The organism is Arcticibacter eurypsychrophilus, assembly GCF_001730525.1.
GTDB lineage: Bacteria > Bacteroidota > Bacteroidia > Sphingobacteriales > Sphingobacteriaceae > Arcticibacter > Arcticibacter eurypsychrophilus.
The window spans coordinates 125531-149696 of record NZ_MDFN01000003.1; the positions used below are offsets into that span (position 1 = coordinate 125531).

The 24166-nt window shown below is 39.3% G+C and carries 15 protein-coding genes; all 15 read right to left on the reverse strand.

Going from position 1 to position 24166, the window contains the following annotated elements; all coding sequences use genetic code 11:
* Nucleotides 1-2292 (reverse strand): GH92 family glycosyl hydrolase, encoded by a 2292-nt coding sequence (locus BFL47_RS02955; RefSeq protein WP_069658303.1) that lies wholly within the window; start codon nucleotides 2290-2292, stop codon nucleotides 1-3.
* Nucleotides 2285-3457 (reverse strand): family 10 glycosylhydrolase, encoded by a 1173-nt coding sequence (locus BFL47_RS02960; protein ID WP_083256962.1) that lies wholly within the window; start codon nucleotides 3455-3457, stop codon nucleotides 2285-2287. The genes BFL47_RS02955 and BFL47_RS02960 overlap by 8 nt, the downstream gene beginning before the upstream one ends.
* A gap of 12 nt (nucleotides 3458-3469) precedes the next feature.
* A complete protein-coding gene (locus tag BFL47_RS02965; RefSeq protein ID WP_211480918.1) occupies nucleotides 3470-4579 on the reverse strand; it encodes a carbohydrate-binding family 9-like protein in 1110 nt (369 codons plus the stop codon).
* 35 nt (nucleotides 4580-4614) lie between these two features.
* A complete protein-coding gene (locus tag BFL47_RS02970; RefSeq protein ID WP_069658304.1) occupies nucleotides 4615-6051 on the reverse strand; it encodes an alpha-L-fucosidase in 1437 nt (478 codons plus the stop codon).
* Between the two features lie 114 nt (nucleotides 6052-6165).
* The gene (locus BFL47_RS02975) at nucleotides 6166-7764 is read right to left on the reverse strand and encodes a SusD/RagB family nutrient-binding outer membrane lipoprotein (RefSeq protein ID WP_069658305.1); all 1599 of its coding nucleotides are present in this window, start codon (nucleotides 7762-7764) and stop codon (nucleotides 6166-6168) included.
* A gap of 20 nt (nucleotides 7765-7784) precedes the next feature.
* A complete protein-coding gene (locus BFL47_RS02980) occupies nucleotides 7785-11348 on the reverse strand; it encodes a SusC/RagA family TonB-linked outer membrane protein (RefSeq protein WP_245681287.1) in 3564 nt (1187 codons plus the stop codon).
* An 11-nt stretch (nucleotides 11349-11359) separates the two neighbouring features.
* Nucleotides 11360-12349 (reverse strand): FecR family protein, encoded by a 990-nt coding sequence (locus tag BFL47_RS02985; RefSeq protein WP_170827254.1) that lies wholly within the window; start codon nucleotides 12347-12349, stop codon nucleotides 11360-11362.
* A gap of 489 nt (nucleotides 12350-12838) precedes the next feature.
* A complete protein-coding gene (locus tag BFL47_RS02990) occupies nucleotides 12839-13384 on the reverse strand; it encodes an RNA polymerase sigma factor (RefSeq protein WP_069658307.1) in 546 nt (181 codons plus the stop codon).
* Nucleotides 13385-13421: 37 nt separating this feature from the next.
* Nucleotides 13422-14606 carry an ROK family protein gene (locus BFL47_RS02995; protein WP_069658308.1) on the reverse strand — a complete coding sequence of 395 codons (1185 nt, stop codon included), beginning with the start codon at nucleotides 14604-14606 and terminating at the stop codon, nucleotides 13422-13424.
* A 105-nt stretch (nucleotides 14607-14711) separates the two neighbouring features.
* The gene (locus BFL47_RS03000) at nucleotides 14712-15431 is read right to left on the reverse strand and encodes a copper homeostasis protein CutC (protein WP_069658309.1); all 720 of its coding nucleotides are present in this window, start codon (nucleotides 15429-15431) and stop codon (nucleotides 14712-14714) included.
* Between the two features lie 39 nt (nucleotides 15432-15470).
* Nucleotides 15471-16493: a N(4)-(beta-N-acetylglucosaminyl)-L-asparaginase gene (locus BFL47_RS03005; protein ID WP_069658310.1), complete on the reverse strand. Its 1023-nt coding sequence runs from the start codon at nucleotides 16491-16493 to the stop codon at nucleotides 15471-15473.
* On the reverse strand, nucleotides 16493-17677 hold the full coding sequence (locus BFL47_RS03010; RefSeq protein WP_069658311.1) for an alpha/beta hydrolase family protein: 1185 nt from the start codon (nucleotides 17675-17677) through the stop codon (nucleotides 16493-16495). The genes BFL47_RS03005 and BFL47_RS03010 overlap by 1 nt, the downstream gene beginning before the upstream one ends.
* 110 nt (nucleotides 17678-17787) lie before the next feature.
* Complete coding sequence (locus BFL47_RS03015) at nucleotides 17788-20241, reverse strand: carboxylesterase family protein (RefSeq protein ID WP_083256973.1); 2454 nt, start codon at nucleotides 20239-20241, stop codon at nucleotides 17788-17790.
* A 41-nt stretch (nucleotides 20242-20282) separates the two neighbouring features.
* Nucleotides 20283-21917, reverse strand: coding sequence for a beta-N-acetylhexosaminidase (locus BFL47_RS03020; protein WP_069658312.1), 1635 nt, complete (start codon nucleotides 21915-21917; stop codon nucleotides 20283-20285).
* A 95-nt stretch (nucleotides 21918-22012) separates the two neighbouring features.
* Nucleotides 22013-24157, reverse strand: coding sequence for an alpha-L-fucosidase (locus tag BFL47_RS03025; protein WP_083256963.1), 2145 nt, complete (start codon nucleotides 24155-24157; stop codon nucleotides 22013-22015).
* Nucleotides 24158-24166: the final 9 nt, after the last annotated feature.

Consider the following 24166-nt stretch of genomic DNA (forward strand, 5'->3'; position numbering starts at 1 on the left):
TTAATCTTCAGAAAAAGGTCGGTCAACAGGCTTCACACCCCAACTCAGGGAAGGTTTACTACCCATTTCCATGGTCATGACCCCTCCTGAAATAATATCACGGTGGCGAATGTAGGATTTTGTATAGTCCTTACCATTCAGCACTATTTTTTGAATATACTTGTTCACAGCAGAATTGTTCTTTACTATAATCTGAAACGTTTTTCCCACGCCTACCTGAAGTGTTGCCTCATTAACAACCGGACTTCCAATTACATACATCCCATTAGCCGGATTAACCGGATAAAAACCCATTGCAGAAAACACATACCAGGCAGACATCTGTCCAACATCTTCATTTCCCGAAAGACCATCTGATTTATCAGTATAAAGATGATCCAAAATAAATCTTACTTTATCAGCAGTTTTCCAGGGCTGACCAACATAGTTAAACAAATAAGTAATATGATGGCTAGGCTCATTTCCATGAGCGTACTGACCAATCAGACCGCTAATGTCCGGGGAAGCATGTTCTCCAAGGGAGCCCTCCACCACAAAGAGTGAATCCAGCTTTTTAGTAAACCGCGCTTCACCTCCCAGCAACTTAATTAAACCTTCAGGATCCTGAGGAACCAACCAGGTATATTGCCAGGCATTACCCTCCGTATAATCGTTTTTCTCATGCACAGATTCAAAGGGATTAAATGGAGTACGCCACTCGGTATCAGAAACCCGTCCCCTCATAAAATTGGTCTGTTTATCAAAATAGTTCAGGTAGTTATGTCCCCTTTTATTAAAATAGGCATAGTCGTCTGTAAGTCCCATTTTCTTTGCAACCTGCCCAATACTCCAGTCCGCAATCGCATATTCCATACCCCTTGCCACAGATTCAACCATCGTATCTGCAGGAATATAACCGAACTTTTTATACGTTGCCAAACCCCGTTCATCCAGCATAGCCGAATTCTTCATTGCTTCAAACGCTAACTTAGCATCAAAACCTTTAAACCCTTTCAAGTAAGCGTCCGCAACAACAATAATTCCCGGATTACCAACCATTGTATTTGTTTCATTACCCATCAGATGCCATACCGGCAACTTGCCCTGCTGTTGATAAATGGCCAGCATACTGTTGATCATATCGTTCACTTTCTCCGGTTGAAGAATCGTAAATAAAGGGTGCGCTGCCCTGTATGTATCCCATAAAGAATACGTAGTGAGATTGGCAAAAGGAGCATTTCTGTACACTTTCTTATCCGTACCCAGATAATCACCATTATGATCATTGAAAAGAGAAGGAGCAATCATCGTATGATAAAGAGCAGTATAAAAAGTACGCATCCGGGCTGTATTATCAGCAGCGATCAGAACTTTACTTAGCTCTTTATTCCATGATTCATTAGCAGCAGCTGCAACCCTATTGAAATCCCATCCCTGAAGTTCAGCCTCCATATTGCCCCTTGCATTTTCTATACTAACAGGAGAAACCGCTACTTTAACTTGAACTTCTTCTCCCTCGCGTGTAGCGAATTTAACAAAGCCATATATGTTCTTACCAGTTGCTTTAGCTCCTTGTTGCAAAGCCGTACTGTCGTATAAAGCAAAAGAAGTAAAGGGTTTAGAAAACACTATTGTAAAATAAACACGCTGATCCCTTGCCCATCCTGTAGAATAACGATAACCGGAAAGGGTTGTATTATTTACTTTTACCAATGAGGTTTCCACAGGAGCGTCCCATCCTATTCCCTGTTTTAAATCTATAATTATTCCTGCATCACCAGACTTAGGGTAGGTATACCGATGAAAGCCAACACGTTCGGTAGCGGTAAGTTCTGCTTTGATATTATAGCGATTTAGTCTGACTGAATAGTAACCCGGCCTTACCTGCTCCTCCTTATGGGAAAATAAAGAAACAAAACCACTCCCTGGGTCAGTAAGGGTACCTTTAGCCGTTTTAACATTTCCAGTGACGGGCATCAGGGCAATATCGCCCAGATCACCAATTCCCGTTCCGCTTAAATGTGTATGAGAAAACCCAACAATCGTGGAATCTGAATAATGATAACCGGAACACCAGTCCCAACCTTCTGATAAATTCACAGGTCCCAGCTGGATGGCACCAAAAGGAACACTCGCTCCAAGGAAAACATGACCGTGGTAGCCTGTACCAATATAAGGATCGACATATTGCGTTAAACGCTCCGGTTTGTTCAGCTTTACTTTCTGTTTTCTCAGCGTTTGTGCATACAAAGGCACTGAAATGATACATGCCAAAATTAAACATGCCTTCAATAGATACTTTTTATTATACATGGTCAGGTTTTATATTAAAGGATGCCTTTTGAAGAGCAGCCAATATTTCGTCTGTTACATTTCCAAATAAAGATATTCCGGCAGCTCCATTTTTCAGGGCATATTCCATACCTGACTGGACTTCCAAATGATCTTTAAAATCGGATATGTAAAGGCCAGCATATAAAGGAAACTTTCCGTGGAGCCAATTTACACCTTCTGCAACAGCATCCCCAATCCAAGGTACACTTTCTTTATAAAATCCATGATAAATCATTGGACAAATCCCAGTTAGGTTCCAGTTCGTCCAATCCTGCCTTACATTTCGCCTCGCTACTTCAGGTGTAGGAAACACGGCTGCAGTAATTTGTTTCTTATTTTGCGAGGCTACTTTAGCAATTTCGTTTACAATGTCTGTTATGGCATGATACCTGAAAAGACGCCATGATAAACTAGCATCAGGAAATTTAATTTGATCCAAACTTTGTCCTCTCCAGGCTTCAAACTTTGCTTTGCACACCTCGCAATAACAATAATCATATTCCGGGAGTTCCTTAATCTGTTCAATATGATAGTTTTCCCACAAATTTACGGGCAGTATTACATCGCAAAACCGCACATAATCTAAATGTATACCATCCACATAATCCTTACTTAATATAGCCTTGACATCGTCAACCAGGTATTGTTTAACTTCCTCTCTGGAGGGACATAACCAGCGGTAATAATCCACGTAAGGTGGTTTATCGGCACAAGACTCACCTTTTCTGTTAATCGCATACCATTCAGGATGCGCTTTTAAAAGAGATATTTCCCCCCGGTTCATCGTCCACATCCAACGATGCGCTTCCAGTTTATGCGCTTTCGCCATCCGGTAATGCTTCTCGCTATCTGCTTCAAAAAAAATGCCCCTTATGCCATGCTCATAATAGCTTTTATATCTTTTCTGCAAAGTGGCTTCTGTATCTGATAAATCAGGATTGGTCCACACCCAATGTTTCCGCTCTTGCTTTTTAATTACAGATCCCGTATTTCCATCTAGACTATTTTTTGCATCGCTATCATTTGAATCCGTATTTCCAAAACCAGTAACACTAGTTGTAATAGCTTGGGCCGCAAATGGAGCTAATGCAGTACCGACTCCTGCAACTACTCCTGTTTTAATAAAACTTCTTCTCGTTGTCATGTGGTTTATTATTTAGATCACCAACCCCTCATCGTTAATTTTTATTTCTTTCTTTTCCTGATCATTGATCGTAGCAGTAAACTGAGCCGATGTCACCTCCATTTTAAGCTTATTCAACTTTCCATCAATATGAACTATCGAATCTTTAAAACCAAGGACAGATAAATTAGTAGCATACTTTTTATTCTTTCCAAAAAACTCCTTTTGTTTATAATAGATCAGCCACAAATATTGACGCTGTAGCTCAGAATAAGGGATACTAAATTCAGGCAAAGAAGAAGCATCCTTAGCAAACTGTAAATAACCCCATCGTTCAGGATAATGCATATTTATAACTCCCGGAGGAGACCAAACCCAGTTATGTTCAGGAAGAGGTTTACCATTTACATCAAGCCTTTTTACATATTTTCCATTCCGCACATCCATGTCCCATTCCACCCTCGAAAAATTAATCCGCCAAAAATCTCCGTTAACTGGAACTTTAACATCATTCCCCGTTGATAGTGCTTTTAAAGGTATAGCCATCTCGACAGTCCATCCCTGATCCTTATCATTTGGATTGTTTAATGTTCCCTTCATTTTTACCGCAGAACGTAATCCAGCTACATCCCATCCAATCAAAGCCGCTCCATTATTCCGATAAGGTTTTGACAAAAAGAGATCAAAGATGGTGTTAAACGCATTGACCTCTATTTCAAAATACTGATGTGTATTATTATCCGGATCGATAAACAGTTCAAAATCATTGTCGTGATATACCACCTGATCATGTTTTTTAAAAATCGCAGATAGGTCTGTTTCTTCCAATTCGGCAGCTATGAAAAGATGCGTATCATTCCACATCATTTTCATGCGGGTATTCATCTTAGGAATAGCTTTTCCCGACCCTTCAATATCTAAAAATGAAGGAGACCATACCGCTTTTGCCCACATTTCATCTTGGAGATTTCCATCAATAACTGGGGCTTGAGGACTGAATACAGTTGTATAATGAAGAGGCGTCGTAAAAAGATTTTCATATCCCTTGAAAACACTTTGTGCTTTCGACTGAAAAACGCAACCAATTGTCAACATGAGTAACGCACCAAGCCTCAAAAAGCCTATGTGTTTATGTAAAACCATTGTATAAATTTATTAAGTTATGAAAAAAAATGCGTCTACCTTTCTGCTATATAAGAAAATGCAAGAGCCGGACATTTTGCTCCAGATTTTTCTAATCCTTTTGGTAATACCACTTCAGTTAAATCTCCTTTCTGACTCCATCTAACCGTTTTACCCGTTTGTAATAGCGTCATTTTAGATCCTTTAGCAGGGCTATTTCCTTTCCAGTTTACCAGATCAGAGAAAGAACCACTTTCAGAAATTGTGACTAGTGAATACTTCGTTTTCCCATCCTTACTTTGTGTAAACCACGTATTTCCATTCTGGAACTCTGGAGTGATTCGTGTATTATAAATGGCTTTACCATTCAAAGAAGTCCACTTACCAATATCTTCCAGACGACTTACCGCTTCAGCGGGCATCGTGCCATCAGGTTTAGGTCCTAAACCTAAAAGAAGACTTCCTCCCTTTGCTACGATCTCTATAAGGGAATGAACAACTTTAGACGTCGATTTATAGGTATCTCCGGGAACAAATCCCCACGCATTTCCAAGGGTCATACAACTTTCCCAGGGATGATCCAGCTGATGATCAGGAATCTTCTGTTCAGGCGTCTGATAATTTTCATAAGGACCATGAACGGTACGATCTACCATTAACAGACCGGGTTGAGCTGTACGGGCCATTGCTGCTATCTTTGGCATATCAATATCCTGACTCCATGCAGGAATAGCAGCACCCCAGGAACGAACTTCCTCATTTACCGTTTCCAGTGGTCTAACCCATCCCCCGTCAAGCCATAAAATGTCTACTGATCCATAGTTGTGCATCAACTCAGAAATCTGATTATAGGTATATTGTTTATACTGATTCCATCGCCATGGATGTTTTTTGATGTCATAGTTATTATTACGGTCGGGTGTAGCATATTTCGACCACCAGTAATACTGGGAATGCCAGTCTGGTTTAGAGAAATAAGCACCAATCATAAAACCCTGTTTACGGAATGCATCAAATACATATTTGGCTACATCTGCACGTGGATTATCTTTAAAAGGACCTTGAGCAATATTAAAATCAGTTTCTTTGGTATTGAACATACAAAAGCCATCATGATGTTTAGTGGTAAAAACCAGGTACTTCATGCCTGCATCTTTTCCTGCCTGAGCCCATTGCTCCGGATTAAACTTTACCGGATTAAACTTTTTACTCAATCCCCAATATGATTTTTTAAAATCTTCATATGCAATCGTGCTATCCCGTTCAATCCAATCCTCTGAGCAGAGTTCCCACGATTCAATTGATCCGGCTACAGCATATAAACCCCAATGAATGATCATACCGAATTTCTGATCCTGCCACTTATCCAGCTTCTGCTTTACCTGAGGATCCGAAGGCCATTCATAAGTTGTAGATTGCTGGTGAACACCTTGCTGAGCAAATAAAGATTGTCCAACAAATAATGCACATAATAACAAGAATAATTTCAGCATAACGATTATCTAAAGTATTGCTAAACGTAAAAACGCAATATCTCAATGCATTTTTACATACTAACATAATTCTATATAAAAATAAAGCCGCTAGTAAAGCGGCTTTATTTTTGATTAATTCACATCCCAAAATATCTTTGCAGTTCGGGTATCTTTGGCCGCAACATTTTGGTAATTATCAATATTATTTGTTCTTTCAGAACTAGGATAAAGTAATCTTGTAGGAGAAGTTGTAAATCCTGCAAGTTTACCAGTTGCAGGAAATGTTAGCGATGGGTATCCTGTACGCCTATATTCCGACCAAGCCTGTGTAGATTGTAAAAAGCCAAAATGTAACCACTTTTGCGTCATGATTTTCGCCAACTTATCGCTTGAATTTCCTGAATAAGCAATATTTGAGGTCGTTACAAAATCTAAAATTACACTTGTTACTGGCTTGGTCTCCGTTTTTACGCCTGTTGTGTTTAAATTATTCAGATAGTAATAAAACGAGATGGATTGCTTCACTGCATTTTCATAAGCAACTTTTGCTTCTGCATCTGATCCCCATCTTAGATAGGCTTCTGATTTTAAGAAATTTACCTCAGAAGCTGTAATTACTATGCCTGGTAACGACGGATTGCCTAAAAATGTAGCAGAATCAAGTATAGAATAAGAGGAGAAATTTGCTTCCTGTTCTTCAGATGTAAAAGTTATTGGCATGGCACGATAGGTCGGATTTGGAATAAAAGCACTACCAACTGTTATACCAAACTTATCAAACATAACAGGCATTCTTGGATCGTTCGACCCTAACATAACAGTATTTAACATGTAGTCTGGAGCATAGTGACTTGGAAGTTCAGTTAAAGCTGAATTGAGCGAAGCCGTGTTGTTTGTTAATGGCATCAATAAAACATCAGAATTTACCGGATTGTAGTCCCCTGTATTATCACCATCTATTAGTGGATATTGTGACGCATTTGACAGCATTTTTAATACTTCTGTTCTAGCCGTTGTTTCATTCACATTTGAAATTCGCATTAGCAATCTCAATCTGATTGAGTTTGCATACCTCTGCCACTTGCTGACATTACCTTTCGAAAGAATATCATACTTAGCGAATGTTGCAGTTGATGTTGCAGTAGCAAAGTAGGTTGCAGCTTCATCTAAACCACTAAGCAGGGTATTATATACCTCCACCTGATCATCAAATCTAGCATTTATAATTGTACTTGATGTTTCCAGACTTCCTGTTTCACTAAACGGGATATCTCCCCATAAGTCTACCATTTGTGAGGTCTGATCATACAGCACTACTTTTGCAGCCTGCATAAATATTTCACGATCCGTTTTTTGCGCATCAGGTAGTGAGGCATAAGCGGTCTCCATTGCTCTGTACATTGCCATAGATCCGCTACCATTCCCCCCAGAGGTATAGAAGTCCTCCCAATATTGTTGAACATAGGAATCATTTTGTTTATAGGCTCCATTTGAATTACCAAAATAAGCTGTTTGGCTGTACAACGCGGGTTGCATCAGTAAAAATGTACGTACATTCCAGTAGGAAGGTCTTACACGGTCATTGTTCAACATTGCTGTGAAAAAACCAGGAATATCAGCTCCTGCTGTCTTGTCTGGATTATTATATTTTTCTTCCAATGACTTCTCACAAGAACTAAAGAGTGTAGTGAGTAAAAGAAATAAACTAACTGTATATATTAACTTTTTCATTGTTCTATCCGTTAGATTGATTAAAAACTTGCATTAATTGAGAATCCAAAACTACGAGAAGCAGCGGTAGAACCTACGTCTATACCCTGTGAATACCATTTATTTCCAAGTGGAGCTTCAGGATCCACGTTTTCTAAGGTCTTCCATATGTAAAACAAATTCCTTCCTATCAATGATACCCTCAGGTTACTTAAACCAATTTTTGATGAAGCTCTTGAAGGTACTCTATAGCCAAATGTAGCTTCTCTTAATTTGATATAACTGTTATCATATACTGAACCTTTCTCATTCCAGGCAGCTCCACCCCAGTCAAACGTATTCATATAATAAGTTGCAGCATCAATTATCTTCGTATTAGCCGCTCCTGTACTTTGAACTATTCCATTCAATAACACCCCATCGTTATAAGTAACTCCGCCAGAAGTATAAGTAAGTCCTCCATGTTCAGTATCGCGGTATTCTAGGGTATTTTCAAACATACCTGCTCCCGTAGCATATTTCGTTGGGGCGGAAACCATTTGTCCTCCTAAACGATAGTCCACCATCACATCCAAAGAGAAGTTTTTAAAACTAAATGTGTTAGAAAATCCTCCGACAGCCTTAGGCATAATGTTACCTACCTTGACATATCTTGTATTATCGATTACATACAAACCATCATCACTAATTAGCAAATTTCCGTTTGGATCTGTAGCTCTCGGATATACATATATATTACCCAAGTTCTCTCCCGGCACTGCAGATACCTGAACGGCATCCTGCTCTGCGGTATAAAATGTTAGTTTTTCTATTCCAGTTGCCAGAGAATAAACTTTAGTGGTATTTAAAGCTATATTAAAACGGGTATCCCATCTAAATGCTCCTGAAATAGGTGTTCCATTTAGAGCAAGTTCATATCCCTTACTTCCAATTTCGCCTACATTTACAATTTGACTTTTTGCACCCACACTTGGTGCTGTTGCTAATTGCAGAATTTGATTTTTAACCCTATTCGTGTAGTAGCTAAAATCTACCCCAATCCTATTGTTTGAAAATTTAAGTTCCATTCCCAGTTCTGATTCATACTTCTTTTCTGGCATTAGTTTTGCATTTCCATAATTGCCACCGATTGTCAATTGAGGCACGGATCCGTTTACAGTTTGCAATGAGGTCTGTGTGTATAAAATATTTGATTCGTACATAGGAGGAGCATTACCCACTACTCCATAAGATGCTCTTAATTTACCAAAACTAAGGGCTGTTGGTAATTGAAAGGCATCTGTAAATACAAATCCTGCATTTACAGATGGGTAAAAATAGGAGTTTGTTTCTGATGGAAGAGTAGAACTATATTCCTGACGTGCTGTACCTTCTACGAATAAATAATCTTTGAAACTCAAATTCATAATTCCGAGATAAGCATATTTCAAGAGTTGCTTACGACCAGCACTTGTATTAGCCACACCATAGGAATTGTTTAAGCTAAACCAGTTTTCATTTACCAGTCCATCTCTTGTTGATGAGCTTTGATCATAGTACTTTTCATTTCTTGCTTGGAAACCTCCACTTGCTGAAAAATCAAGATCAGGAAATAGTTTATTGGAATATGTCAACAATGCATCTCCGTAAAGTATAGCATATTGCCCTTGAGTAACACCATACGACCCAGTACTACTGGTAGTAGAATTAAAAGCCGTAGGATACTCATTATATTGCTTATTCTCGCTTCTTATGCCAGTAAAGTCATTTCCCACTCTTCCACGAAAACGCAAATGCTTGGTAGTCTCCCAGTTTAATGTGGCACTCGTTAATAAACGATTTTCTGTTTCATCATACTCATTCTTCATCTGTTGCCAGAAAAAATCCATTAAGTTTGTTGGCCTGATATTAAATTTAAAAGCTTCATCCTGATTACGTACTGCATTTGCAAGTGTAACATATTTATATCCCTCAGATGTCTGATACTTATCTTTCAATATAGACATATCTTCTGCTCTACTATAAAAACCATCGAAGGATCCTAATACTTGTCCTAACTGGTAAGGACGATTATGAGTAAGCGTATTAATGTAGTTCACAACAATATCAGTTGTTACTTTACTATTCAGCTTGACTGTACTATTTAAGTTAAAAGTATTTTTCTGTTGTTTACTTCCAGGCTGAATGCTCTTATAATCAAGCCGAGTTGCAGAAAACCTATAGTTCACTTTTTCGGTTTGATTCGACAAAGCCATATTTAGATTTGAACTATAACCTGTTTCGTAAATTCCTTTGTTATTATCCGGTTGTGGCGAATAAGAACGGATAGTTCCATCCCACCATCTCACTTGTTGGCCTTCCATTTTGGGACCAAAATTAGCATAGGAACGAAATGAGGGTCTAAAACCTGTTGGAGATGAAGGATCCGTATCAGGAATCCATCCTTCAGCAGTAGCTCCTACTGCAACATTTGTTGCTTTGTCATACCCCGGTCCATAAATGTTTTGGTATTTTGGCAGAAACGCAACTTGTTCAACTGTTCCTACATAATTAAGATCTACGCCTAGTCCCCGCTCTTTCGATCCCTTTTTAGTCGTAATCACGATTACACCACTGGCTGCTTCCGATCCATATAATGCAGTTGCACTTGCGCCTTTCAAAACAGTCAATGATTCTATATCTGCAGGATTAACATCCAGAATACCATTTCCTCTGATCCTTTGATCACCCCAATAATCGTTATTGTTAGCTCCGGCTGCGCCATTCTGATTGTCATTCCTAATCATAATCCCATCCACAACATATAGTGGCTGCATATTATAATTCAAGGAATTGACACCACGAATTTGCACGTTTACAGCTCCACTCGCTCCACCTGGCGCAGTGGTAATTTTAACACCAGCTGCCTTTCCATACATCGCTGACGCAAAATTGGTGTTTCCTGCCTGTGTCAGTTCTTTAGAGGATACGGTACTTACTGCGTATCCCAAGGATTTTGCCTGCCTTTTAATACCTAAAGAAGTCACAACAACTTCTGTTAAAGCAGTAGCATCTTCTTGTAACACCACATTGATGGTCGTTTGACTTCCCACGACGACTTCTTTACGCTGGTACCCAATAAATGAAAACACAAGCACATCTCCTGAAGTGGCTGTTATAGTAAAACCACCATTTCCATTTGTTTGTAACCCCTTTTGAGTACCCTTTACCAGTAAACTAACTCCTGGAATCGGTACCCCTTTTGAATCCCTTACCACACCTGATATTGATGTTTGGGCAGAGCGGCTTTCTACTACAAGCTTGTTTTTTATGACAGCGAACTTCAACCCAGTCTGTCCAGAAATTTCGTTAAGTAAAGAATTTACAGGTGCATTCTCCATATTAACCGAGATCCTGCTATTCGTATTAATACTTGAGCGGTCATAATGGACAGTCAAACCTGTCTTAGTTCCTAATGACGCCAGTACATTTTCTATTGGAGAATTAACCACATTCATACTCACTTTTGCTGAATCAATCCGCTGAAGTGATTTATCACTGCTGAATGCAGCAAAGGTGAATAACCAGAGCGAAAGCATCAGCAAGAGCCTGGAACCACATCGTTTTTTAAGTAAATAGATTTTCATACGTTGAATTGTTAATTAATTTGTATTGAGTTTTTAGATAGCATTTTAAATTTTACTCCTTCGGTGAGGCATATCGTTTCCATAATTTCCTGAAGATTTTCATCCTTAAATGTTCCTGTATATTTCCATTGATCGTTTTTTAAATTGCTATTAATGGTTACATCAAATCTATTTTCAATAGTGGTTACCACCTCTTCTACGCTTGCATTATCAAAAGCCATAAGACCTTTACTCCAGCCTGTTATTGCTGAGGTATTTTGGAAAACTTTACGTTCCACCTGGTTAGATTTTGTATGGAGAATGATCTGTTGATTGGGTTTAAGAAACCTTGATTTAGGTTGATTTCCCAGTACTTTCAAATCATCTACCCGAACTTTTCCATGCACCAATGCTACGGATACCACATTTTCATTTTTATAACTTCGCACATTAAAGGCTGTACCAAGAGCAGTGGTGGAACAGTTTGATGTATACACAGTGAAAGGTTTCTTTTTATCTTTAAACACAGAAAAGTAGGCTTCCCCCTCATCCAGATAGACAGGTCGCTTTAATCTTAAAAAACGGGCTGGATAACGAATTTTACTTGATGCATTTAAAACAACATGACTACCATCGGGTAAATCGAATTCATGAGTCAAACCTTTAGGTGTACTAATTTTAATCCATCCTCCAACGGATTCAATATGGATCTGCTTAACTTTTGCTCTGAATTCAGCATTTTTATTACCCGTAAAGATGAAAAACCCAATTATAGAAGCACAAATAAGAAATACGGCCGCAATACGCAGAAAGCGATATCCAATAAAACGTTTTACCTTTATTTGGCGGTCAATATTTCTTTTTATGTCACTTAAATTAGTTTCCATACTTTGCTCATCATTTTGAGTCTGCTCCTCGTTAACGTTTTTATCCAGCCATCTATCAACTAGTAAGTATTCATCCTCGGAACAGCTATTTTCCTGATACTTTTTTAGCAGATGTTGAATTTTATTAATGTCCAATGTAATTTCTTTGTTAGGATGTCGCTCAACCATTAAAATAGTACTACTTATTTGAAAAATATTCTTATTAATTCGTTTGGTTAACTCAAAAGGGGTTTAAAACCCACTTTATCCACATTTTCACTTAGATTCCAATACCAAATGCAATTTATTAAGCAGTAAATCATAGAATGCATAAAAAAATAATACTTGTCCTGATATTCAAACCGCACAAAGAGTAGTGTAGCTATAAAACAAAAAGGATTTATTTCAGACCTTACCTCCAACTAATTCACTTCCCTTGCGGAGCAGGTGCGATTTAGGTGGATGTGAAGTGCGTAATAATTAATAGCCAGATAAGGGAAAATTAAGACGCTGAGATAGATATATAATAAGCTAACCAGGATATTTGAGAGGTATATTTTTTGATGTAATTCTTTCCAAATCTTCTAATATACAGTAGGATTTTTCCTAAACCATACAGAATAAAAAGCTCTAATTGCCTATTAATTAATGAACCTCGGCATGCTGTTCTCTTAATACATGCAGCGCCTTAGTTAACTGATTTTTCACAGTTTGTGGAGAAAGAGAAAGTTTTTCAGCAATCGATTTAACAGGAAGATGTTCAAAACGACTCAGTTTAAATATTTCTTTCATCCGGTTAGGTAACACATCTATTGCACCCATAACTGCAGTAAGACGGTTTTTGTGGTCTATATTATCAGCGGCATTTGTACAATTAACATCCATATAAGTGCCTAAATCGGTCATATATCTTTGGTAGATAGAATTTTTCCTGTATTGATCTATTATTTTAAATTTAACAGACTGATACAGGTAGGCTTTTAGAGAGGTTTCTATAAAAAGATATTCTCTTTTTTCCCATAACGAGATAAAGACGTCCTGAATGATATCGCTGCAGAGGCCAGGATCTTTCAGCCTGTTTTCAAGATAGATGTATAGCATTTTGCTATAAGAGGAATAAATCTGATCAAAAGCGGCGCAGTTTCCACTTTTCAATTCCCATAATAAGAGTTCGTCATTAGCAAATTTCATATCCCAATATTTAATATATCTAACCTAAACACCTATATTATTCAAACATACTATTATCTATAACCAAACTTGCAGCCCCTATGAGCTCCGCTTCATTGCCTAAATCAGATACGACTAAAGTCGTTTGTTCAGCTATTTTAGGAATCGAAAACTCATAAATAGCTTGCTGAATTGCTGGCAAAAACATCTTTCCAACCACTGCACCCCTTCCACTTAATACAATGCGCTCCGGGTTCATGATATGGATCAATGTGGATAGGCCTTTCCCTAATTGAAATGCAGATTCTGCCAGTATAGATAAGGCAAGCGGATCGCCTTTGCCTGCTGCTTTCAAAAATCCATCGCCCGGGAGGTCGTCTGGATCTTGAAATAATTCCGACATAATAGACTCTGCTCCATCATGGATTGCAGCTTTGGCTTTTGAAACCATAGTTAGGACTGAAGTTTCAACCTCCAGGCACCCGCGTTTACCACAAGAACATAAATTATTACTTTGAGAAAGTGGGATATGGCTAAATTCTCCGGCATAACCACTGTGCCCTTTAAATATCTGGCCGTTCACAATCATACCTAAGCCAGTACCCCAGCCTATATTTACTACCATAAGTTCCTTAATCCCTATTCCAGCACCAAAGCGGAGCTCTGCTTGAGCGATTAAACAAGAATCATTATCTATGTATACAGGTAACTTGATTTGAGAACTCAAATAATCACGTAAACTGATCCTTTCTGTGAAAAAGAAAGATTCGTTGATTCCTTTATCTGAATTTACAAAACCGGGCATTCCAACGCCTATTCCTAATATGTGATCTCGGTTTAATCCGGATTTAGATATATGACTATCAATGAAAGAAATCAACTTGGTAAGCCCTTCCTTATCCTCAAATGGATTGAGTTTTATGTTTTGAATCGGATAGATACATTGTTTGGATAGGTCATAAATGGCAATGCGACTAACGAGTTGATCCATTGCTACAGATACAACATAGCGTGGTTTCTCTTTATTGAAAAGAAACATAGCTGGTCGGCGTCCTCCAGTTGATGGAGCTAGTCCATGCTCGATTAAATAACCTTCAGTAATTATTTCGTTTACTGCACTGGTTATTACAGGCAGACTTTTAGAGGTGAGTTTGCTTAATTCAGTTAAAGAGACACAATCTTTGTAGTATACCTTTCGCAGTATATCAAGCCTTAATTGTTGGTTCTTCGAAGTAGTGATCATATTTAAGTTAAACTTAACTTAAATTTTACATAAAATCAAGAACTTATTAAATATTTATAAAAGTTGTTCATTCTTTTGCAAAATACTTTCTCATTTGTCTAGTTTTTACTCCAATAATATTTTTTTCATCTTCGAAACCCTTAAAAAATTAGTTTGATAATAGTTAAGTTCGATAATCTTGGTGTGATCAGGATGAGATAGAAACAGGTGCAATGATTTTGCAGTACTATGAAACTCAGTAGCACCGCTCTCTTTCAGTACCAATATTAAATTTTCTTCAGTAATTCCCGAACCCGGCATTACAATGATGCGTGAATCTGCTTGTCTTACCAGTCTGGCAATCATAGGCAGCGATTGATCAGCAACTTCAGCCCCCCCGGATGTAAGCACGCGCTCACAACCCAAGGCTATGATATCTTCCAAACTCTGTTCAAGATGTAGAGCACAATCAAAAGCACGATGGAAGGTTACTTCCATTGGTCTGGCTAAAGAAATAAGTTCTGCACATTTCTCTTTATCAATACCTCCGTCTGTGTTTAAAATACCTAATACCACTCCTTCGCAACCCAGATCTTTACATATCTGGATATCTGCTTTCATCACCTCAAACTCTTCATGTGTATATACGAATCCACCTCCCCGGGGCCGGATAATAGGAAAGACTGGAATATGTAATACCTTTTTGCAAGTCTTGATCATTCCGGCAGATGGAGTTGTTCCCCCTTCTGCCATATTATCGCAAAGTTCAATACGATCGGCACCTCCCCGTTGAGCAACCAGGGCCGATTCAATAGAATTGGCGCATATTTCAAGCTTATACTGCATGTATTTAATCCTTAAGTATAAAATGTGGTCTATATGGTTTTAGTAAAAACTCTTACCCTTAATCAACAATTTCTGATCTGCAGCATCACATACCGCATAACTGAAGCCTTTTTGAATCGCATAAGCGCCATATTCGCCCTTTTTATTCAATGCCAGGAACCCTACTTGAATCTCTTTTGCTGTTTCGGGTTTCCGTTTAATAATGCGCATTACAGCTTCCTTGCAGGCATCCTCCGGGGAATAACCTTGCCGCATCAGTTCAACCACCAAAAAGCTTCCTACATTTCGAATAACTTCCTCACCTACACCAGTAGATGTAGCTCCGCCCACTTCATTATCAATGTATAACCCGGCACCGATAATAGGAGAATCACCTACCCGGCCATGCATCTTAAAAGCCATACCACTGGTGGTACACGCCCCGGAAAGATTACCCTTCGAATCCAGGGCCAACATTCCTATGGTATCGTGATTATACTGGTTACCGGGAAGTTTTTTAGGTGCGAACGACTTATTTTCGATATTGATGACAGGTTTATATTTGGCCGTTTTCAGCCACTCTTTCCAGGCCTTCTCAGACTCTGGGTTCAACTTGTTTACCTTTTCAAAGCCTTGCTCCAGAGCAAATTGCAAGGCCCCTTCTCCTACCAGCATCACATGAGGAGTCTTTTCCATCACTCTTCTGGCAACAGAAATCGGGTGAGCGATAAATTCAAGTGCAGCAACACTGCCGCAATTTCCCTGTTCATCCATAATACAGGCATCGAGGGTAACTTTGCCATCCCGGTCCGGATAACCATTTAAGCCTATACTGTGATTTTGGGGGTCAGATTCAGGAACCCAAACACCCTGCTCCACAGCATCCAATGCTCTTCCACCGTTTTTAAGAACGTTCCAAGCTGCTGCATTCGCTTCTATCCCAAAATTCCAGGTTGAAATTACAATGGGCGATCCAACTTGATTACCTGTATTCGCATTTAATGCACCTGCTATTGACTTTGTGGAATACAATAAAGGAATCCCTAAAGCGGAAAGTCTGATAAATTTTCGTCTGTTGTACATTACCTTCTTATTAGCTTTCCATCCACAATGATCAGCTCAGCAGAGAAGATCAATCCTGGATCTTTACGCTCTTGAATAGTCTCTTTTATCACAGCTGCTTTTCTTGGAACCTTGCCTTTAAATAATTGCTTACCTAGATAGTTTAAGGTTACATCCTTATCCAAATCCATCATCCTGTCATTTAAATGAATAACCAGCGTATCGCTGTAATTTTCTTCGACATTTATCTCATTCCCATTATAAGAAACCTTTATTAATCCATTCGTCTTTACACTTCCAGAAGGAACTGCCAACCAATAAAAGTTCAGGTGATTCATATCATCCTGTTTCCAAACCACCTTTGCGGGAATCGGATTTCGTTTGAAAGAAGCCATCCATGGTACGGCTACTGAATCTTCCCGATTCATCCAATGCGCCCTTCCCTGATGTACCTGAACCAGATGTTTGTATCCACCCTGATCGGCCTTACTCAAACTATCGAGTTTAACTGCCCATTGGGCTGCAATATCATTCCGCTGATAAGCACTATCTAAGGCTCCAACATGTAAGGTAAAACCTATATTACGCAATCCCAGTGGAGAAGTCTCATTGGGATGACCGGCCATCATTGCTGCAGCTGCCCATCGGTCAGCCATTCTGGGTGCTAGTTGATAAACACCGTCCCCTCCGGCAGAATAACCCATAATATAAACCTTATCCGGATTCACGTTTTCAAATATTACAGCCGCTTCAATCAGCTTATCAAACAAGGTATCTATATGCGATTCGTGCCATAAATTCCATGTATTTGAGGGTGCCCTTGGAGCTAAATAAACACCTTCAGCTGGTTTATATAGCTTAATCTGATTATTCCATTGCTGGTCATTCAGCTCCACAGATGCATTTCCACCTCCATGCATAGAGATAAAAAGGCTGCGCCCATCTGCAGGCTGATTACCATAAATTTTATACTGAAATTTCATTTCATGAATGCCCTGATGAATCACCTGGCTCTCCCAATCAGGTTGCAAAGAGGTTTTAAGTTCTTGCATTTTCTGCTTCATCAAGGATGAACTCAGTTCCTCTGCTTGTTTTTTGGTTAAAGCAACGTCCTGAGTTAACCTCGGATTTACTTTTTTAGAAGTTTGCGCTGATACTTCCAGGGACAACATCAATACAACATAAAATATAAAAAGACGAGCCATTATGTATAAATAATAAATTTGCTTATTTAAGAACCAGAGCTAAAAAAACACCATTCCTCACCCACACTTGCAATCATGTTCATATATCCCAATAGCAAGTTAAAACTGGATTATTTCGTACCGATCTCCCAATTATTGGTATAAAAACCGGCCGTTTTTACTGCCTCAACACCGGTGTTCAACATATCCAAACTAAACACCATAAAGTCAGGAAAACCGCTGCCACCAGCAAAATACTGATTCGCATTCGCTGCGTTCATTCCCCTAAGGCCTGTTCCTGAAATGACGGCTACTGAATTTACTGCTGAACCTTTTAAAGGCCATATAAAATAAGCCCCTAAGTCATCCCCTTTCCATTCATTAGCACCTACGCGGACTGAATTTCTGTTTACCTGAACCGGACAATCCTGTAACAATTGTTTCCAGACGCCATTGCTGGAAGCATTTCCATAAACAATCACATTCCTTCCTGCATACTTACTTTTGGAATATTGCTTATCCGCAATAATATCGACAGCTCCATTTCCTCTGTAATACCAAGCCTCAGCATCGTACCTAGCCTTATTTATACTCCATTCGTTTTCTTCTTTTGTCCCTTTAGTGCTATAAACAAAGATCATATTCTTACTGAAAGGCTCTTTGAAGGTGCCATAACGATGGGGACCTTTCTGACTTAAAGGTGGCTTACCCGTTATGGTCCATTTATTTTCTGCTTTGAGCAAGTATAAACTGTCACTTTCGGAACGCGTTGTATAGCTAACTGTTTGAAGAGAATCCAACTGAATGGAAACGGTCATTGATGCCCCGAAATCTTGCATACTTAGCTTAAGTAACCGTACATTTTCAGTTGATCCGCTAATCACTCCGGCTAACTTATCCCTTAGCAGCTTGATCCGGCTATACTCTAAAGCAGTATCCTGTTGTATTACAGAGGCCCATCTATAGCTGGCAGAAATACCGGGACTGGATGTCTTGAAATCTATCACATTTATAGCACTGTCTACAGACCGTTTATGCCACCTAAAAAAATCAAAGAGAGGATTCCAATCCACACTCTGATCTCCGTACCAGTGACTTCCACCGGGATACTCATAGTAACTATAATCCGGATGAAAACCGGCCAGTATGTTTTTCATTTGTCTTGCATACTTTACCGATACCACCGGGTCAGCGTCACCATGCAAAACATAAACCCCTAACGGTTTATAATTAGTGGCCAATTTAATCACATCACTTTGATTGCTAGCTCTAAGCAAAACTTCGCCTATCGAAGAGGTGCTACTATCAGGAATCAATCCATCAGCCGAACCATACCCTTTAAGGGTTGGATAACCTGAACAAGGAGCTATAGCAGCCCATTTTTCCGGATAAGTTGCCCCCAGAAACCAGGTTCCATGACCACCCATAGAATGACCAGTCAGGTAAATACGCTGCGGGTCAGGTTTAAACTTATCAGTTGCAATTTTGAGTACTTCCAGGGCATCCAGTCTTCCCCAATCTTCCCAGTTAAAACCACGAGGACGGCGGTTTGTTGGAGCAACCAGATTGCCCCAATCTTTAGATTTATACGCTTTGGCTTGTCCGATTGCCTCTACACCAGCACCGTGTACGGAAAAGAATAACGCAGACCCAGGGGTAAAAGAACCTAGCTGAGGTGCTACTGCATAATATTGAAGACTACCGTCAATTCCGCTTATGAATGTATTTTTATACTTATCGGAAGTGGCAACAACATTCAATTTTACTTGCTGCTCTGCTAGAGTGGTCGCTCTTTCTTGTAGTTCTATTTTACAATTTACCTGACCAATCGAAGTGCTGTTTTGTGCATCAATCCTGAAAATCACCTTACGGGTTGACATGGAAGGGATGGCAGGAAATTGAGATATAATCACTTTGCCATTGAGGCTACTTTTAATACGCAAGCCTTTTAGTTCTTTTAAACTACTGTTAATCACCACAACAGCGGCTTTTAAATTAGCATTTGGACGTCCAGTCACAATATCTGGAAATGTAGGATCGTCTGTATTCAGTGTAACATCATTAGCAGGAAAAAGCAGACTTGCCTTTACATATTGACCCCGCACATAAAATTCGTTCTTCCCCTTATTTAATTGAACCGGGATATACATCCAGCCAGAATCATAAGGATCTCCAAAATGAAGTACACCATTAACAAATACCGCGCTGTTTCCTCTTATATTTAATAAAGCGGTTCTGGCCTGGGCAGCATTATAACTGAAATAAATATAACCTGACGCTCTGTACTCGTCATCACCACCAAACCGATTTGCTGTATCAGCGTGTACTTCCTTCCAGATCAATTCATTATGATCTTTTACGGAGCTGAAGGCAGAACCAGAAATAGGAGTTTTTAGCGTCTTTTGGTACAAAGCAAAGGCTAAGGGATCTATATATAATGCCTGTCTTCCGTACTGATGAACGGGATTCAGCACTAGACCCTTTGTAAAATTATAAACATGCTGAGCGGATAACAGATAGGGAATAAAACAGATCACGAATGCTATCCATCTGATAGCAGAACTCTTTTTGTATCTTTCAATCATTATAATACCTAACATTTCAAGCTATTTCCTCAATATCAATATTACATACTAACATCAATTGCTCCATAATGAACTTTCCATAAGTCATATCGTTTCATTTGATTCCTTAATCGTGGTTCAAACTCTTCCCATTGTCTGGATTGTTTTGAACTCCATAACACCTCACTTAAAGCACTGATGCGCGGAAATATCTGGTATTCAATGGTAGTAGAATAAGGCAGATACTCGGTCCATAAATTTGCCTGGGCACCTAATACACATTTACCTTCTTCGGTACTAAGTTCCTTGGGTACAGGCTCATAAGAATATACTTTCCGTACAGTGGTATATCCGCCAATAGTTAAAGAATCATCCGGTTTAACTTGCGAATGATCAAAATAAACATGACTTCCAGGCGTCATAATCACCTGATGTTTCAGTTTTGCAGCAGCAATACCGCCTTCTTCTCCTCTCCAGCTCATCACAATCGCATTAGGTGCTAATCCACCTTCCAGAATTTCATCCCAACCGATAATTGTTCTGCCTTTACTGTTCACATATTTTTCCATGCGCTGAACAAAATAGCTCTGCAGACCATGTTCATCTTTTAAACCTTTTTCTTTAATTAGCTGCTGACAAAAAGCAGAACGCTTCCAATTGTCTTTAGGCGATTCGTCACCTCCAATATGAATGTATTGAGATGGGAAAAGGGGAATAACTTCATCGAGTACATCCTGCAGGAAGGTAAACGTCTTTTCAGTAGGTGCGAATACATCCTCAAATACACCCCATGTTTGTTGTACTTGTTTCCCTGTAGCTGGTCCCGACCAAACCGTTTTTTCAGGTGCCTTGGTAGATTCCTCAGGAAAACAACTGAGCTCAGGATAAGCAGCAATGGCCGCTGAAGCATGTCCAGGCATCTCAATTTCAGGAATAACGGTTATATATCTTTTAGTCGCATACGCCACCACTTCCTTGATTTGCTCCTGAGTATAAAAGCCACCATAACGCTTGTTATCATTTCCGGTACCCGGAAAATGACCGATGATAGTTCCATTTCGATACCCTCCAATCTGAGTTAGTCGGGGATATTTTTTAATCTCTATCCGCCATCCCTGATCGTCAGTTAAATGCCAGTGAAAATAGTTCATCTTATGAAGAGCCAGAAAATCAATATATTTCTTAACGAAAGCAACCGGAAAAAAATGTCTTGCCACATCCAGGTGCATTCCTCTATAAACAAACTGAGGAGCATCAGTAATGGTTACATAAGGGATTGGGAGAACAGCACCTTTAACAACGGGGAGTAATTGAATAAGCGACTGCACTCCATAAAAAACACCTATAGCATCTGTTCCCTGTATATTGATTCTATTTTTATTTACGACCAAAGAATAAGAACTACTGGTTTTACCGGCATCGTTTTTAATACTTAAATAAACGGCAGACTGATTACCTACCGGCTTACTGCTCTTTAGCATAAAGCCGTAAAACTGTACTAAGTAATCGTTAAGAAAATCAGCTGAATTTTGAAGAGCGGGAATTTGAACGCTGATTTGAGTTGATGCATCTATTCTAACCGTTCCACCATTTTCTGGTGAAATCATACTTAAGGGTTTAGGAATTATAGAGATCTGAGCATAACCACTGCAAGTAAAAGCATACAGGAGAATAAGGATGGATGTTCTTTTAAACATATTTATTTATTAATAATATCAGCACAAATAATCTTTTAGACTCAAAAGACAGTCGAACAACTCCAGCGATAGTACTACTTGTATTGCAAAATGATTTATTTAACAATTCCGATTTCCGCAATTCTCGCCTTAGTACCCGAAAGAACATGTAGTGCTAAAAATTTAATATAACGTCCACTGACAGCAGAAGGCAAAGCCACCCGTTGTTCCACACGGTTTGCGGCAATATTGGCAAAGGTTCCTTTTGATACCAGCTTCCAGTTTTTGTTATCATCACTCACATAAAATACGTATTGGTCTACAATGCCATCGAGCATATTATCCTGTGGCGGCAAAAAGGTAAAGGATCTGAACGTAACTATACTGGCTAAGTCAATGACCCATTCCGGAGAAGCACCATTTACAGAACCTGCTTCGGCTACCGTTTGACTTTGATCATCAATGATCAACAGATTATTAACCCCAACAGGAGACAGTACCTTCCATTTATTTTTAGCTAGTCCAAATTCTTTAATTTGCTGTTCACCTGATTTGTTCCCATTCATTGCGTTTGCTTTTATAATACCACCATCAGGTAACAGAAAAGGACTCTGGTAAATCAACGTTTCTCCACCATTAACAACATAATGGATTCCTGTAACAGGAGAAATGGAGGTTATTTCAATCTCGCCAGACTTATTTCGTTTAATTTCAGGAGCTCCTAACCGAACAGGTTCGGCATACAATCCAAGTTCACTGATTGCCGGACTTGCTGAAGCATCGTTAATTACTAATCGTAATCTTTTTGCGGTCAGGTATTTGGAAAGTCGGATCAATCGTAGAGAGCCAATACTGGTAGCCCCTGCAATCTTCTCCCATTTGTTCAGATTCCAGGCATATAAGGTTAATGAATCGATGCGCTGACCGAGTTTAATATTTTCTCTTATTTTAATAATATTAAATGTCGTTTCTTCTTTTAAATTAATAGTGAGAACAGGCACTTTATATTCATCATCCGTGATCCAGGAAGAATATGGGTCAGCATCGATTAGATTTGCCGTACCATATAATGGTTCGTTGTTTTGTCTGATGTTTGAAGCATCGAAACGCGCACCCAAAAGCAGATTTTTATCAAATGTTTGTTTTAGAAGTTCACCAAATGACTTTAGTGCTTTCACATCGTTTTCGTGCAACACTCCTCTTCTATCAGGCGATAAGCCTAAATCAAGACCAGCACCTCTGCCCATGCTTTGAAAGTATAAATCAAAAAGTTCATAAGGAGATTTTACTTTATTATCGTCCTTTGCGTGGTAAAACCATCCCGGCCGTAAAGAGACATCACATTCAGCAGGCATCCAGGACTGGCCATCCCGATGGCCCGTTGTAGCCTCCCAGTATTTACTAAAACCATTTGCAGCTATTTTCCCTTCTTCCAGAGCAGCAGGAGTATAGGTTTGCCATGAGGTGATCCCTGCATGTCCCTCTTCATTTCCTACCCATCGAACATCAGGTCCTATATCTCCGAAAATTGCGGCATTAGGCTGAAGCTTACGAACCAAGGCAAATGTGGTATCCCATCCATAATAGGTAGTTCTATCTATGGTTCTTTTTTCGCGCGCAGCACCATAATACCCATCACCGCCGTTTGCCCCGTCATGCCAGGACATAAACAGGGGACCATATTTGGTATAAAGTTCCTTGATCTGCGCTCTGTACATCTCTACGTAAGCTGGTTTACCATATAAAGCACTGTTTCTATCCCATGGAGAGCAATATAGTCCAAACTTCATCCCCAATTTATCACATGCCTTTTTAAACTCTTCTACCAGATCACCCTTTCCGTTTTTCCAGGGACTTTTACTGATATTATGTTCGGTGGTTTTCGTTGGCCATAAACAAAATCCGTCATGATGTTTGGCAACCAATACAATCCCTTTAAATCCTCCGCTTTTTGCTGCCCCAACAATCTGCATGGCATCAAAATTCTTTGGATTGAAGAGTGCAGGATCTTCATCCCCATACCCCCACTCCTTATCGGTAAATGTGTCAGGACCAAAGTGAACGATACAATACATGCCTGTTTCATGCCATTGTAATTGAGCAGCTGATGGCACCGGTCCAAAGGGAACAGGTGCCTGCGCAAAACTATCAGCACTAAATAAACATATCAAATACAGGGATACAATCAGGAGTCGTCGCTGGGATTCAAGATATTTCTTAATACCAGATAGTAAGTTTCGGTCAGGGTTTATCAATAGCATAGCACAACG

Coding starts and splice junctions, on each gene's coding strand:
- BFL47_RS02955 (WP_069658303.1), bottom strand. CDS start 2,292: ATGTATAATAAAAAGTATCTATTGAAGGCATGTTTAATTTTGGCATGT.
- BFL47_RS02960 (WP_083256962.1), bottom strand. CDS start 3,457: ATGACAACGAGAAGAAGTTTTATTAAAACAGGAGTAGTTGCAGGAGTC.
- BFL47_RS02965 (WP_211480918.1), bottom strand. CDS start 4,579: ATGGTTTTACATAAACACATAGGCTTTTTGAGGCTTGGTGCGTTACTC.
- BFL47_RS02970 (WP_069658304.1), bottom strand. CDS start 6,051: ATGCTGAAATTATTCTTGTTATTATGTGCATTATTTGTTGGACAATCT.
- BFL47_RS02975 (WP_069658305.1), bottom strand. CDS start 7,764: ATGAAAAAGTTAATATATACAGTTAGTTTATTTCTTTTACTCACTACA.
- BFL47_RS02980 (WP_245681287.1), bottom strand. CDS start 11,348: ATGAAAATCTATTTACTTAAAAAACGATGTGGTTCCAGGCTCTTGCTG.
- BFL47_RS02990 (WP_069658307.1), bottom strand. CDS start 13,384: ATGAAATTTGCTAATGACGAACTCTTATTATGGGAATTGAAAAGTGGA.
- BFL47_RS02995 (WP_069658308.1), bottom strand. CDS start 14,606: ATGATCACTACTTCGAAGAACCAACAATTAAGGCTTGATATACTGCGA.
- BFL47_RS03000 (WP_069658309.1), bottom strand. CDS start 15,431: ATGCAGTATAAGCTTGAAATATGCGCCAATTCTATTGAATCGGCCCTG.
- BFL47_RS03005 (WP_069658310.1), bottom strand. CDS start 16,493: ATGTACAACAGACGAAAATTTATCAGACTTTCCGCTTTAGGGATTCCT.
- BFL47_RS03010 (WP_069658311.1), bottom strand. CDS start 17,677: ATGGCTCGTCTTTTTATATTTTATGTTGTATTGATGTTGTCCCTGGAA.
- BFL47_RS03015 (WP_083256973.1), bottom strand. CDS start 20,241: ATGATTGAAAGATACAAAAAGAGTTCTGCTATCAGATGGATAGCATTC.
- BFL47_RS03020 (WP_069658312.1), bottom strand. CDS start 21,917: ATGTTTAAAAGAACATCCATCCTTATTCTCCTGTATGCTTTTACTTGC.
- BFL47_RS03025 (WP_083256963.1), bottom strand. CDS start 24,157: ATGCTATTGATAAACCCTGACCGAAACTTACTATCTGGTATTAAGAAA.